This is a genomic window from Pseudomonas tremae (genome assembly GCF_001401155.1).
Lineage (GTDB): Bacteria > Pseudomonadota > Gammaproteobacteria > Pseudomonadales > Pseudomonadaceae > Aquipseudomonas > Aquipseudomonas tremae.
In genome coordinates, this window is the sequence record NZ_LJRO01000192.1 from 35,322 (window position 1) to 50,099 (window position 14,778).

At 56.0% G+C, this 14,778-nt stretch carries 11 protein-coding genes; 4 read left to right on the plus strand and 7 right to left on the minus strand.

Annotation, left to right across the window (positions count from 1 at the left end; genetic code table 11):
- Positions 1–7: 7 nt before the first annotated feature.
- From ALO43_RS13395 to ALO43_RS13405, 3 genes are read left to right on the plus strand one after another with little or no spacing between them, the layout of a single operon-like run.
- Positions 8–919 (plus strand): ABC transporter permease subunit, encoded by a 912-nt coding sequence (locus tag ALO43_RS13395; protein WP_005887019.1) that lies wholly within the window; start codon positions 8–10, stop codon positions 917–919.
- 10 nt (positions 920–929) lie between these two features.
- A complete protein-coding gene (locus ALO43_RS13400; RefSeq protein ID WP_005905942.1) occupies positions 930–1,898 on the plus strand; it encodes an ABC transporter ATP-binding protein in 969 nt (322 codons plus the stop codon).
- Positions 1,898–2,872 carry a peptide ABC transporter ATP-binding protein gene (locus tag ALO43_RS13405; protein ID WP_024690161.1) on the plus strand — a complete coding sequence of 325 codons (975 nt, stop codon included), beginning with the start codon at positions 1,898–1,900 and terminating at the stop codon, positions 2,870–2,872. Before ALO43_RS13400 ends, ALO43_RS13405 begins: the two co-directional genes overlap by 1 nt.
- A gap of 103 nt (positions 2,873–2,975) precedes the next feature.
- Here the strand turns inward: ALO43_RS13405 and ALO43_RS13410 are convergent, their stop codons facing one another.
- From ALO43_RS13410 to ALO43_RS13425, 4 genes are all read right to left on the minus strand, one after another.
- Positions 2,976–5,501: a sulfite reductase flavoprotein subunit alpha gene (locus tag ALO43_RS13410; RefSeq protein WP_054997675.1), complete on the minus strand. Its 2,526-nt coding sequence runs from the start codon at positions 5,499–5,501 to the stop codon at positions 2,976–2,978.
- A 132-nt stretch (positions 5,502–5,633) separates the two neighbouring features.
- The gene (locus tag ALO43_RS13415; protein WP_024670504.1) at positions 5,634–6,647 is read right to left on the minus strand and encodes an alpha-xenorhabdolysin family binary toxin subunit B; all 1,014 of its coding nucleotides are present in this window, start codon (positions 6,645–6,647) and stop codon (positions 5,634–5,636) included.
- A gap of 35 nt (positions 6,648–6,682) precedes the next feature.
- Positions 6,683–7,882: an alpha-xenorhabdolysin family binary toxin subunit A gene (locus tag ALO43_RS13420; RefSeq protein WP_054997653.1), complete on the minus strand. Its 1,200-nt coding sequence runs from the start codon at positions 7,880–7,882 to the stop codon at positions 6,683–6,685.
- Between the two features lie 283 nt (positions 7,883–8,165).
- Positions 8,166–9,329: a type III PLP-dependent enzyme gene (locus tag ALO43_RS13425; protein WP_003379704.1), complete on the minus strand. Its 1,164-nt coding sequence runs from the start codon at positions 9,327–9,329 to the stop codon at positions 8,166–8,168.
- A gap of 433 nt (positions 9,330–9,762) precedes the next feature.
- Between ALO43_RS13425 and ALO43_RS13430 the strand changes: the two genes are divergently transcribed.
- A complete protein-coding gene (locus tag ALO43_RS13430; protein ID WP_054997654.1) occupies positions 9,763–12,249 on the plus strand; it encodes a M60 family metallopeptidase in 2,487 nt (828 codons plus the stop codon).
- Positions 12,250–12,532: 283 nt separating this feature from the next.
- Here the strand turns inward: ALO43_RS13430 and ALO43_RS13435 are convergent, their stop codons facing one another.
- From ALO43_RS13435 to ALO43_RS13445, 3 genes are all read right to left on the minus strand, one after another.
- Complete coding sequence (locus tag ALO43_RS13435; protein WP_005894268.1) at positions 12,533–12,757, minus strand: EF-hand domain-containing protein; 225 nt, start codon at positions 12,755–12,757, stop codon at positions 12,533–12,535.
- A 202-nt stretch (positions 12,758–12,959) separates the two neighbouring features.
- A complete protein-coding gene (locus ALO43_RS13440) occupies positions 12,960–14,126 on the minus strand; it encodes an osmoprotectant ABC transporter ATP-binding protein OsmV (protein WP_005894269.1) in 1,167 nt (388 codons plus the stop codon).
- The gene (locus tag ALO43_RS13445) at positions 14,123–14,776 is read right to left on the minus strand and encodes an ABC transporter permease (protein WP_005894270.1); all 654 of its coding nucleotides are present in this window, start codon (positions 14,774–14,776) and stop codon (positions 14,123–14,125) included. Before ALO43_RS13445 ends, ALO43_RS13440 begins: the two co-directional genes overlap by 4 nt.
- Positions 14,777–14,778 lie beyond the last annotated feature (2 nt).

Below are 14,778 nucleotides of genomic sequence, written 5' to 3' on the forward strand. Positions count from 1 at the left end.
TATCGATATGAGCACCCCTACTCCTGCGGTAGCAGTCGATCAAAGCCTGCTTTACCCGTCCCCGTACAAAGAATTCTGGCAAGCGTTCTCCAAGAACAAAGGCGCAGTTGCCGGCCTGATGTTCATGATCCTGATCGTGTTCTGCGCCCTGTTCGCCCCATGGGTTGCCCCCCATGACCCGAGCGAGCAGTACCGCGACTTTCTGCTGACCCCTCCGGTCTGGCTAGAAGGCGGCCAATGGCAATTCATCCTCGGCACCGACGAACTGGGCCGTGACCTGCTGTCGCGCCTGATCCAGGGTTCGCGCCTGTCTCTGCTGATCGGCTTGGCCTCGGTGGTCATGTCGCTGATCCCTGGCATCCTGCTGGGCCTGCTGGCGGGCTTCTTCCCGCGCGTGTTGGGCCCGTCGGTCATGCGCCTGATGGACATCATGCTGGCCCTGCCATCGCTGCTGCTGGCGGTCGCCATCGTGGCAATTCTCGGCCCTGGCCTGATCAATACCGTCATCGCCATCGCCATCGTGTCGCTGCCGTCCTACGTGCGCCTGACCCGTGCTGCGGTGATGGGCGAACTGAACCGCGACTACGTGACCGCTGCACGTCTGGCCGGTGCCACCCTGCCGCGCCTTATGTTCATCACCGTGCTGCCGAACTGCATGGCGCCGCTGATCGTTCAGGCAACGCTGAGCTTCTCGTCGGCGATTCTCGACGCAGCGGCACTGGGCTTCCTGGGCCTTGGCGTACAACCGCCAACGCCTGAGTGGGGCACCATGCTCGCCTCGGCCCGCGACTACATCGAACGTGCCTGGTGGGTCGTAAGCCTGCCTGGTCTGACCATTTTGCTCAGCGTGCTGGCAATCAACCTGATGGGCGACGGTCTGCGCGATGCGCTGGACCCGAAACTCAAAAACGCCGCCTGAGGAGATTCGCATGTCACTTCTTGAAATCAAGAATCTCAATGTCCGCTTCGGCGACACCACGGCCGTACCCGTTGTGGACGGCCTGTCCCTGAGCGTAGACCGGGGTGAAGTACTGGCCATCGTGGGTGAATCGGGTTCCGGTAAATCCGTCACCATGATGGCGCTGATGGGGCTGATCGATTCGCCCGGCATCATCACCGCCGATGCGCTCAACTTCGACGGCAATGACCTGCTCAAGCTCAGCTCGCGGCAGCGTCGTCGCATCATCGGAAAAGACCTGTCGATGGTTTTTCAGGACCCGATGACGGCCTTGAACCCGAGCTACACCGTCGGCTTCCAGATCGAGGAAGTATTGCGCCAGCACCTGAACATGTCGGGCAAGGCTGCACGTCAACGTGCGCTGGAACTGCTGGAAAAGGTTGAAATACCTGGCGCTGCTGCGCGTCTGAATGCCTACCCGCATCAGCTGTCGGGCGGCATGAGCCAGCGTGTGGCGATTGCCATGGCCATTGCCGGCGAGCCAAAACTGTTGATTGCCGACGAACCGACCACCGCACTGGATGTGACCATTCAGGCGCAGATCATGGACCTGCTGCTGAGCCTGCAGAAAGAACAGGACATGGCGCTGGTGCTGATCACCCACGACCTGGCCGTCGTTGCCGAAACAGCGCAGCGTGTCTGCGTGATGTACGCCGGTCAGGCTGTCGAAGTCGGTCAGGTGCCGGGGCTGTTCGACGTACCTGCCCACCCGTACAGCGAGGCGCTGCTCGCCGCCATTCCCGAGCACAGCATGGGCGCCGAACGCCTTGCCACCTTGCCGGGCATGGTCCCAGGCCGCTATGACCGCCCGCAGGGTTGCCTGCTGTCGCCGCGCTGCCCTTACGTGCGCGACAACTGCCGGACCCAGCGTCCGGACCTGGCGCCTAAGGCACATAGCCTGGCACGCTGCTTCTATCCCTTGAACCAGGAGGTGGCGTAATGAGCGTCGTACTTACCGCCCGCGACCTTACCCGTCACTACGAAGTCTCCCGCGGCCTGTTCAAAGGCACAGCGCTGGTGCGTGCGCTCAATGGTGTGTCCTTCGAGCTGGAAGCCGGCAAGACCCTGGCGGTGGTCGGCGAGTCCGGCTGCGGCAAGTCGACACTGGCCCGCGCCCTGACCCTGATCGAAGAGCCTTCCTCCGGTTCACTGAAAATCGCCGGTCAGGAAGTCACTGGAGCAAGCAAGTCTGAACGTAAGCAACTGCGCAAAGATGTACAGATGGTCTTTCAGAGCCCTTATGCCTCGCTGAATCCGCGTCAGAAAGTCGGTGATCAATTAGGCGAACCGCTGCTGATCAACACCAAACTGTCAGCCGCAGAACGCCGCGAAAAAGTGCAGGCCATGATGGCTCAGGTCGGTTTGCGCCCTGAGCACTACCAGCGCTATCCGCACATGTTTTCCGGTGGTCAGCGTCAGCGTATCGCGCTGGCCCGGGCGATGATGCTGCAGCCCAAAGTGCTGGTGGCGGATGAACCGACTTCAGCGCTGGACGTGTCGATTCAGGCGCAGGTGCTGAACCTGTTCATGGATCTGCAAAAGGAGTTCAACACTGCTTACGTGTTCATCTCCCACAACCTGTCGGTGGTGCGTCATGTCGCCGATACAGTTCTGGTGATGTACCTGGGCCGCCCTGCGGAAATGGGCCCGAAGGAAGAGATCTACAACCGTCCGCTGCACCCTTACACACAAGCGCTACTGTCTGCGACCCCGACCATTCACCCGGACCCGCTCAAACCGAAGATCAAGATCGTCGGCGAACTGCCCAACCCGCTCAACCCGCCAAGCGGCTGCGCCTTCCACAAGCGCTGCCCCTATGCGACCGAGCGTTGCTCCACCGAAGTGCCGGAGCTGCGTCTGGTGGACAACCGCCAGGTGGCCTGCCATTACGCCGAGCAGTTCGTAGCCGCGTAGCTAAAAGCTAAAAGCCTATCGTGCCCATGCTCCAGCGTGGGCACGCCTTTCTGGACGCTCCGCGCCTGATCTTCATAAACCGCTCCATTAGCAAGAACCCCGGTCAGTACACATCCCGCCGATAACGTCCCTGCTCGATCAGCTCACTGACTCTCTGCTCTCCCAGCACGTCCTTCAACACCTGATCCACCCCCGCCGCCATACCCAGCAAGCTGCCGCAGATGTAGATAGCTGCACCGTCATCAAGCCATGTGCGCAACTCATCAGCCGTCTCGCGCAAGCGATCCTGCACGTAGACCTTCTCGGCCTGATCACGCGAGAACGCCAGGTCAAGACGGCTCAGACGACCGGCCTCCAGCCAACTCTGCAGTTCTGTAGCGCAATGGAAGTCATATGCCCGATTACGTTCACCAAATAACAGCCAGTTACGCATCTGCCCTTGGGTAATGCGGGCCCTTAAAAGGCTGCGCAAGCCGGCCAACCCGGTGCCGTTGCCAAGCAAAATCAGCGGCACCGGTTCAACCGGCAGGTGAAAGCTGCTGTTACGCCGCACGCGCAGACTGATAGCGCTGTCGAGAGCGGCATGCTCGGTAAGCCAGCCAGACCCCAGCCCCAGCGTGCCGTCGGGATGAACCTCCTGACGAACAATGAGTTGCAGACAGCCATCTTCGGGAATGGAAGCGATTGAATATTCACGCGCAGACAGAGGCGCCAACGCATCGACCAGCGCTTGCGCATGCAGGCCCACCAGATGCGCACGGTTCTGCGGTAACTGGCATGTGGCCAGCGCCTGTACGAGTGATTCGCGCAACCCGCCGACCTGCACCTGAGTAAACGGATCAATGCCCAACCCATCAAGAAACGGCTCAATGGCAGAAGCTGCGTTACGAGGCATCACCTCGGCCAGGTCACCCGCCTGCCAGCTGGTTGATGCTGGAGCAATCAAGTCCAGCAGATACACCTTCGAACCGCTGCTGCCAGGGTTCAGGTGTTCGCGACGCGTCAAGGTCCAGTTTTCGAAAACCGGTGCTTGCCAACTTCCCGATTGCGGTGCGCTACCGGTCAGTTGCCCGAGTTGCTGCTGCCATCGCTGCAAGGCGGCGGGATCGACCCTGTCGACTTCGATCGGAGCGAACAGGGTGCGTGCGCCACGTTCGGCCAGCCAGTCATTCAAACGATGGGCGAAACCACAGAAATGCGCATACTGCCGGTCGCCCAGCGCCAGTACTGCGTAATTGAGCGTGTCCAGAGCGATCGGGCTGCCCATTAGCTTGCGCTCGAACCCTCGGGCACTGTCCGGGGCTTCTCCGTCTCCGAATGTGCTGACGATAAACAGCGCGTTACGGCTTTGACACAGATCCTGCACGGTCACGTCGCCCAATCGCTGCACGCGCGCAGGCACCCCTGCGACCTGTAACTGGCTCGCCGTCTGCCACGCCAGTTGTTCGGCAAAGCCGCTTTGACTGGCAAAACCGATCAGCCAGGCAGACGTGTCAGCGGATACGTCTTCTGACAACGCCATACGTGCGCTTTTGATGTCACGCTGCTTGCGGCGTCGATCCAGGTACAGCAACCAGCCAGTAACAAAAAACAGCGGCATCATCAACGCCGCAGCAGTCATGACGATTCGACCAAAGAGGCCGAAGTAGCTCCCCACGTGCAGCGCATAGTTGCTGGCCAGCAATTGCTCCCCGATGCTGAGCTTGGCATAGCGCGACACTGAACTGACCTGCCCGCTGGCCGGGTCAAGCGTGATGCTGTTCAGGGCGCGCGAATGCGGCGAGTTCTGCAGCAGGTAAAATACCGTGGCAGGCTGACCACCCGCAGCAGGCAGGCGCAGGTTATAAGCTCGTAAGCCAGGCCCGGCAGTTTTTTGAATACTGTCCCAGATGGCCGCATAGTCCACTGCCAAAGGTTCTTTCTTGCCGGTGATAACCGTGGAGATCTTGCGCGACTCCAGCGACGGGCCGCCCAGCAGCTTGTTCAGACCATTGCTCATCCAGTCATAAGACCAGCTCAAGCCAGTAATGGCGAACAGCAGGTAGAACAACAGGCACCATGTGCCAAAAACCGAGTGCAGGTCCCAGTTGAAACTGCGGCCTTTTTTGGCCCAGTCGAGGGTCAGCCAGACACGCCAGTTGCGTGCCTGACGGGGCCAGCGAAGGTAAAGCCCGGACAGGCAGAAGAACACCAGAATCAGCGTACAGGCCGCCGTAATCTGCTTGCCGAACTCGCCCATGGCCAGATAACGATGCAGTTTAAGGACGAAATCGAAAAAACCTTCACCCGCAGCATCGCCCTTCAGCTCGCCCGTGTAAGGATCGAAATTGCGTTTGGGGCCTCGTCTTTCGCCCGGTTCAGGTGTGAAGTACACCTGAGCGGCACGATTCCCGACGGTTTCGACACGCAGGATGGCCACGGTTAGCCCGGTTGCGGCCTCCAGTTTGCGCACAAGCTCGAGGGGCGGCAGTGTCGCGTGGCGCGCTTCAACAAGCAGAGCGTCAGGGTTGAAGGCATCGAGAATTTCGTCCTCGAACGAATACAGTGCGCCGGTGATACCCATCAGGGTCAGAACCAGGCCTGCCGTGATCCCGAAGAACCAGTGCATCTGAAACAGGACTTTCTTCAACACACTCGCTACTCACTCATATTGCGCGGCGCAATTAATGCACTGACGGCCATGGTGTGTCCATCTGTAACGTGCGTTTTGCCATAAGCCGCAAAGCCAGCCGGTGGTGCCAGGCGTTGCAATACCGGGCTATCAGCTACGCCAGTCGCCTCGCAGATCCACCAGGTAAGTGTTCAACGCGTTCGCCTGGCGGCTGAAATGTGTGACACGTTCTTCGCTCGTGTCGGTGGCAGGCAGCAGGCAATTGGACAGGACCTGAGACAGCGCCGCGTGGAGTTTTTCGACCTCTCGAGCGTAGTCGCCCCTGTACCCATGAACCAGTACCAGGCCAGAGAGCTGATCGCGCTTGCCTACTTCGATTGCAAGTGCTGCCCGAGTATCGCCAATCGTTTCCTGTCGGTCGGTCAGCTGTGCTTGCAGCCTGTCTCTAAGGGCCAGCAGATGATCGTAGTCAACGGCAGCATCCAACAGGTTCAAAATGTTGGACACACCGACGATACCCGCCTTGATTGAACCAATCAGTGGACTTCTGGGATCGATGTCGGCCAGTTTCTCCAGCGACGCAACCAGAGGCTTCAATCTGTCGAAAATATTGAGGTTCTCGAGGTCTGTAATCAACGCGTTAACCACAGCGGCCTGTTCTGACACTTCATCCAGGCGCGTATTTTCAGCCGCCAGTCGAGCGCCGAGCGCAATGATTTCCTGATCAAGAGCGGGCGCAAGATAATCGACGGCGTCAACCTGCACTGCATTCAGATTGGCCAGAGCCTTATCGAGAACTTTGGCGTGGTTAGCCAGATAGACGATTTTTTCGTCCAGCAGCGTGCTGATGATCTTATTGAACTCTGCAACCGCAGCGTCACGTTTAGTGTCGTCAGACTGGCCCTTGAGTTGTTCGACAGCCTCAAGATAAGGCAGCATCTCATCACTGTTGAAGCCATGCGGGACAAGCGTCAGCGTATCCAGCACGTTCTTGTCGACATTGCCCACTTCGATGAGCAGGCTGCGCAAGGTTTCCATCATCACAGGTAAATAAATATCTCCCAGCGCGTCCGCTTGTTGTTTCAGTTTTTCACGACCGGCAACAAGCACTTCCATGTTGGGTGCGGGCAGTTGAAAAGGCGTATCAAGCACGTGAACATTCATCACAGTATTTCCTTGAATATAAGTTATATCCGCACTTAGACAACGGGCTCGTCCAGTGCATTATTGAAAGCGGTCAACAGATCAAAGGCCTGGGCCTGAATCTCTTTCCAGTTGCTCATCAATGTTTGAAAACGGGACACAAAACTGACGAGGTACACGGCATTGCTGGTACTTTTTATGCGGTCGTAGGAGGACTCGACCAATTCTTCCAGCAGTACCCACAGGCTTTCAATGTTGCTGACGCCACTGGCAGCGCCATCAATTCTGGCTTTCAAATCTTGAAGACTGGTTTCGAACGCCAGCAGATCGCTCAACAACCTGTTTTTTTTGTTTATCGACAGTTCTATCTGACGCTTCTCTTCAATCAGCGTGTCTTTTTCAAAAAGCGCCGCGGATGCTTTGGGGCCATAGATAGAGTAGGACACAGCCCCGCCAAGAACCCCCCACCAGAAACCGATCCACCTGTAATCACAGTACGCTTCATATTCCGCAAGCTTCTGATTGATGCGCTTGTTGAGCTGCTCGGCTTCACCGGTGAGCCAGGCGATATCGTTACCTGCACTTCCTGAGCTGACCAGGTTTATTTTCAACGCCACTGCAGGAGAGATATCATCCTTGAGGTGACGCTTGAACTCAGTCACGCCGACCCTGGTACGCGTGGTGCTGGCGCTATGCTCCTTGATGTAGACCTTGAGGTCATCAATCAAGGCAAGCAACCCGGGCATCTTCTTGCTGTCATGGTCCATCAGCGCGACCGGAGGCATCTGATCGATCTGCGACGGAGTCAAGTCGCCCACTTGAAGGGTCTGATAGGAATCCAGCCCTTTGATGAACCCGACAATCTCGGTTGCGATAGTAATCAGATTGCCCGAGAAGACATAAAGATCGCTGCCGACTTTTTGCATATTGGTTTCAATCGCTGACCAGCTTTTGGCATGGTTCTGGATACCGGTGTGCAACTCGGCAATTGCTTCCGGGCCCAGGCCGGGAATGCCATTGTCACTGCCACCTACTAACTGGCGTACTTCTTCCAGTGCGGTAGGCAGTGCCAGCCCCGTGTTGACATAACGCCTGATGCGTCGAACATCTTCGTTGGTGATCAACAAACCGGGGGCACGCGCAACTTCCGCGCCCTGACCAGTAAGGACGTCCATCAACTCCTTGCTGACACGACTGACCTCTTCCAGCGAGTGTTCATTGCCATCTGTAAATTGCGGTTCAACCGTCGTAACCATTATTAATTTCCTTATTATTGAAGCCCTGTTTTGCGACAATCAAGAACTGCCGCTTCAAGGCCACTGAAAATTAACAGAGGGTATCAACTTTAAACAGCGAACGTAATGGACGACCCCTGTAGGAATAAGCAGCGCACCGCGCTAGAACTTATTACACACCAGAGAATACGATCATTAATACTGTGGCACCTACCGTACTTTCCGCCACACAAAGACTTATATAATTATTTTTTTGCGAACAAAAAAAAACCCATTTTCATGGGTTTTTTCTTAAGCCGGGAATTTACAGGTAAAACGATTTCAATGGTGGGAAACCGTTGAATTCCACAGCGCTGTAGCTGGTGGTGTAAGCACCGGTCGACAACCAGTACATACGGTCACCAATGGCCAGGTTGAGTGGCAGGCCGTACTTGTAGTTTTCATACATAATGTCGGCGCTGTCGCAGGTCGGCCCCGCGATGACCACTTCTTCCATCTCGCCTTTCTTCTCGGTCCAGATCGGAAACTTGATGGCTTCGTCCATGGTTTCGATAAGGCCGGAGAACTTGCCCACGTCGGTGTATACCCAACGCTCGACCGCCGTACGCGATTTACGCGCGACCAGTACCACTTCGCTGACCAGGATACCGGCGTTGGAGATCAGCGAACGGCCTGGCTCCAGAATGATTTCCGGCAGGTCATCACCGAAGTCTTCCTTCAGGAAGCGGATGATCTCTTCAGCGTAGGTTTCCAGGCTGTTGGTGCGGGTGATGTAGTTGGCCGGGAAGCCGCCACCCATGTTGATCAGCTTGAGAACGATGCCGTCTTCTTCTTTCAGGCGCTCGAAGATGACCTTGACCTTGGCGATGGCCGCATCCCAAACGCTGATGTCGCGCTGTTGCGAACCGACGTGGAACGAGATGCCGTAGGGCACCAGACCCAGATCGCGAGCGAGGATCAGCAGGTCCATCGCCATGTCGGTCTGGCAACCGAATTTGCGCGACAGGGGCCAGTCAGCCGTGGTCGAACCTTCGGTCAGGATACGCACATAGACTTTCGAGCCCGGTGCAGCCTTGGCAATGTTGCGCAGGTCCGCTTCGGAGTCGGTTGCGAACAGACGCACGCCCTTCTCGTAGAAGTAGCGAATGTCCTTGGATTTCTTGATGGTGTTGCCGTAGCTCATGCGCTCCGGGCCAACGCCACAGCTCATGACCTTGTCCAGCTCGTAGATCGACGCGATGTCGAAGCTCGACCCCTTGTCCTTGAGCAGATTGATCACTTCAACGGCCGGGTTGGCCTTGACGGCGTAGTAAACCTTGGCGAATTCGAAGCCCGCACGCAGGTCGTCATAAGCCTTGCTGATGATGGCGGTATCAATGACCACGAACGGAGTTTCTTGCTTGTCAGCGAACGCTTTCATTTTCTTGAAGGTGTCGGCTGAGTAGTAGTCTTCGACATTGATCGACATGCTGCGGGAACTCCTGATGGCAAACGGTATTGGTAAATGGGTGCAAATGAACGCCCTCTGTGTCCCCACTTTGGTTCGCCTACTTCCCAAGGCACGTCGCCGAAAGCAAAAAGGCCCTGAAGGGCTGCCTTCCTGGCCTTGCTGTCTCGTCGTCAGTACTTGAGCCGGATGGATCGTTTCCAGCATGGACGTTCGGCGCGAACTTTAGGACCTGAGGGGCCGGAGATCAACAAAAAATGTCGCGTTCTTGCACAAGGCGCTTGAGTTGCCTCGTCAAGGACCTGTTTAACCGACCAGCATGACAGGCAGATGTTCCCCTGGGCCCAGAACACGATGAGGCAAAGAGCAGCCAAACCTGTCAGCTCTGACAGTAGACGGATCGACTGCCCACGCGCCCAATATAAAGCCCAAGCCACCTCATCCGGAAATGATCATGGACGATAGACACGGTGACACTCCAGGCTCGGAGCCTGTCAGCCCCACACCACGTCAAACAAGTTTTACCGTCACAGGGAGAACCTCTGCCTACCTGAACAAGGTTCGGCAGATGCGCCCCAGGGCGCACAGTGACTACCAACCAACCAGTTTCTATGTCACGAAAGGCGAGCGCTTGGAACTCAGCCACTATGAGCAATCAGCAGGGAAAATCTCCGCTGTTATCGGCGTCCCCCGATTCAATACCCCCATCGTTATTGATCTGAAGGTCGGTCTGAATGCCATAGACGTGCCTGAGTCAGGCCTGCTGAGTTTTATCTATCAAGAGGCGGGCAAGTCTGTCCCTATAACCATAAAGGGCGACTACAGCTATGTGCCAGCCTTCACGTTGAAAGAAACAACCAACGCGATGTGGCAGGCCAGGATGGCCCAATACAACAATGCGCCTGTTGTGATGCTTACCAGCGAGCGAGCCATCATCATCGTCCGCTACGAAAGTGCCCGGCTCTACATCACCGACCCTGAAAAGCTGATGGCTTACTACGATGAAGTCATTCGGTCTCAGGATGACATCTCGGGGGCCTTGGGCGAAGGTGAGACGGAGTGGGCAATAGACCCCAATAAGCATTTCCATGTAGAAGCAGACACAGGCTACATGTTTGCCGCGGATGGACATATGGGCTACAGCGGCGCAGTGGCCCTGAGGTACTTGTTATCAGGCAATATCGCTGAGGAGCGCTGGGGCCCGTGGCATGAAAGTGGTCATCAACGGCAGATAGACCCCATGACATGGGCGGGGATGACGGAGGTGACCGTCAATATATATTCACTTGCAACGCAAGAAAGAATGGACGGCCGTGCCTCTCGCCTGGACAACCAGTACCCGTCCATAAAACAGTACCTGAACAGTTCACACCGCGTTTTTAGTGAGCTGCCCAATCTTTTTCAGAAAGCCGCCATGTTTTGGCAACTTCACCAAACATTTGGTCCGCCGTTCTACCCTCAATTGCACCAGCGCTACCGGCTCATGCAAGCCCCGCCGCAGCAGAGTGGCGACAAGATTCAACGTTTTATCGTGGAAACCTCGCTGATTAGCGGCAGGGATCTCTCAACATTTTTTGATAAGTGGGGCATTTACTCGACGCCAGAAACACTGCGACAAATTACCGATTTGCCTTCGCTGGAAAAACCAATCTGGGAGACCGATGCGACAATAACCTTTCCGATTTCTCTGCCTGTTCCGGTGTATTTTCCTGAGCTGCCCCATATCCTGTCGGACCTGAAGGCAGATTTCAACCAGACCACCCGCTTCTCTATCAATGAGAAATGGTTCGAGAAATTCCGCTACAACGTGACCAGAAACGGACTGGTTATGGCAACGGTAAATCATGCAGTCTGTACAAATTGCAGCGTCATTCTTGACGGCAACCGTTGCTATGTAGAGGTCCACATTCAGATCATGCCGGGTGAGAAATGGGCTGTAAATGTCGTCACCCACGAGCCCAATTCATTGCAGTATGAGGCGGCCAGTACCCGATCCTACCCTTTGCTCTTGGCCACCATAAGAAACCTGTTTACCGATGACCATTGTGCCGAGCTTAGACCGGGGCTTACTCAGCTCGCTTTGAATACGTATTTCTCGGAAGTCAACAGACTTCAAATCAACGAAATCCATGCTCATTTACTGCGTCGGGCACAGCGCATTTATCTACAAAAAATGATCGCCAGCGTGCAGATAAGTTCGGGATTCATCAGCGTCGCGTTCGCCACCGCAGACTTCAAGAACTACACCTATGCACTCCGCGGCACTTCGTTGGTCTACGCCACGCTTGACAAGGGATACCCAAGCCAATCGGACCTGATCGAGAACATCTGGGTCAAGTATGGAGCTGTAGACCCCAACGACACCTACTCCATTACCGTCAGCATGGATCACTCCAGCACACCCTATGTGCTTTTTTCGGCAACCTTGGCGGAAAGCCGAATAGCGCTCCCGATACGAGCACTTTTCACTGATTACACCATGACGACGCTAACACCATTGGCCGATCAACAAACCATCAACACCCTGTACAGGACCGTCAATGGCGACCCGCTTATCAGTATTACCAATAGAGCGGACTACCAGTCTTATCTGAGCATCGCACGGCGTTTGCTGCTTCAAACAACCATCGCCAAGGTGGTGCGAACAGCAAATAGCCTGTCTGTCTACTTCGAAGGGGACGTCTTCAAAACACACAACTATAAACTTTATGTCAACGACCGATATTCCTCCGAAGTCACTCAAGGGCGCCCGTATTATTCAAGCCTGTCGAACGGAGTCTGGACCAGTAATGCAAAGTTCGACAGCGATGACAATTGCAAAGTCTTTTGCGAGCACAGCGGCATGACGTATACCCTGTATGAAAGCAATACCGCTACTGCAGTACACCTCTCAGCGTTGCAAGACGCAGACTTGACTCACTGCGACCCGAGCGCACTGTAAACAGCCCTCAGTGCCGCCGGCCATGCAGAATGGCGGCACTGCGGTAATGCTGCAACTCCACAAATCAGGAAGCCACTTGCTCCGCTGGCGAGACAATACTGGTCTTCATGCCACGCGAACGGCCCGACTTCGAAAAGACCGCACGTCTCCTCTGACCTCATCACCCACAAAAAAGATCGACAAAAAAAAGCCCTGACTCAACTCGGGCAGGGCTTAAAGTATAACGTCCAGACGTAAAACGGCCTATCGAACGTCGTCATTCTGCATTGATGACGCTGTCACACTAACCCAGGTCATTCTCATAATCCGTCAGGAACTCTTCCCAGCTTATTTCGTCATTACCATCCGAATTTATCTTGGCAAGCAAGGCTTCAAAATCTTCCGGAGTCAGGTACTTTTCCATCGTTAAACGAAACTCTGCGACGGTTACTTTTTCATCGCCATTCGTATCGTACCGGTAGAAGTCTTCGAGCGCTCGCGCCAATTGCTCATCCGTAAGCGTGGCCATCACTCACTCCCTCACTTGAATATAAAACAGCACGTAAAGCCACGAAAGTAAACGGTGCTGCGTGAAGCCACGTTAGACTCGCGACCCTCGCAACGCTACTGACAGATCTGAGAGTTGACTTACATTGTGAGGTGTGAAAAAGCAAACGCTATCTGATCAGCTTAGCCCAGGCATTTGCAGCACCGGGCTATGCATTTTCACATCAAACCTGCGCGTCTGCCGCCGCTTCCGCTGGCGAGACAATACTGGTCTTCATGCCACGCGAACGGCCCGAGCTCAGATACGCCGCAATGGACTCTTGTGTCACTTCACCCAGGAACACGTTCTCGGCATCCAGCACCGGCAGCCAGGCGCGGTTGAACTCATACATGCGCGACAGCAGAATGCGCAGGTGCTCGTCGTATGCCGCAGTGGCATTGAACTCGCGCAGGAACTGCGCACAGTTGCCTTGCTGACGATGCAGGTCACGACGACGCACATAGCCCATCGCCTTGTTTTCGCTGTCGGTGACGACGATGTAACGACGGTCGTTTTCGTCCATCACTTCCAGCGCATCGGCGACCGGGGTTTCCGGGCTGACTGAAGGTGCGTTGTCGGCGGCGTCTTCAGCCTTGACCAGCAGCAGACGCTTGAGGGTGCTGTCCTGGCCAACGAAACTGCTGACGAAGTCGTCAGCAGGATGCGCGAGCAAGGTGTCCGGGTGGTCGATCTGCAGCAGCTTGCCGCCACGGAAGATCGCGATCTTGTCGCCCAGCTTGATGGCTTCGTCGATGTCGTGGCTGACCATGATCACAGTCTTGTTCAGCGCCCGCTGCATCTCGAAGAACTCGTTCTGGATCATCTCGCGGTTGATCGGGTCGACCGCACCGAACGGCTCGTCCATCAACAGCAACGGCGCATCGGCCGCCAGGGCACGGATCACACCGATGCGCTGCTGCTGACCACCGGACAATTCGCGCGGGTAGCGATGCAGGTACTGCTTGGGCTCCAGCTTGATCATGCTCATCAGTTCACGAGCACGGTCATGGCAACGCTGCTTGTCCCAGCCGAGCAACTTGGGCACGACCACGATGTTTTCTTCGATGGTCATGTTCGGGAACAGACCGATCTGCTGAATCACGTAGCCGATGTTGCGACGCAGGGTCACTTCGTCCAGGCCTGTGGTGTCTTCGCCGTTGATCAGTACTTTGCCGGAAGTCGGCATGATCAGACGGTTGATCATTTTCAGCGTGGTGCTCTTGCCGCAGCCCGACGGGCCGAGGAAGACACATATCTCGCCTTCATTGACTGTGAGGCTGACCGAATCGACAGCCTTCACTTCTTTGCCGTTGCTCTGGAAAGTCTTGGAGAGGTTCTGGAGTTCGATCATTTCAGTAATCCTTTTGGAGTCAGCGTGCGTTGCAGCAATTGCAGAAGCAGGTCGGCGATGATGGCCAGAATACTGACCAGGACCGCGCCGACGATCAGCATCGACATATCGCTGCGGCTGATGGAAGCAAGAATAAGTACACCCAGACCACCGGCACCGATGGTCGCGGCAATGGTCATGACACCGATGTTCATCACCACCGCGGTGCGCACACCAGCAAGGATCACAGGCACCGCAATAGGCAGCTCGACCATGCGCAGACGCTGGCCGAAGGTCATACCGATGCCTTTGGCTGCTTCGCGAATACCGGGTTCGACGCCAGTCAGCGCCAGGTAGGTGTTACGCATGATCGGCAACAGCGAGTAGAGAAACACTGCAGTAATTGCCGGCATCGGACCAAGGCCCTGACCGAATTTGGAGTAGAACGGCAGCAACAGGCCGAACAACGCAATGGACGGCACGGTCAGCAGCACGGTGGCGCTGGCTTGCAGCGGGCCGGCCAGCGCCGGAAAGCGGGTCATCAGTACGCCCAGCGGGACGCCGACCAGAATGGCCAGGGTCACAGCAATGCCGACCAGGGTGATGTGCTGCGTGGTCAGATGCAGCACCTGAGCCCAGTCGATCTGGGAGAAAACGTTAAAAAAACTCATGT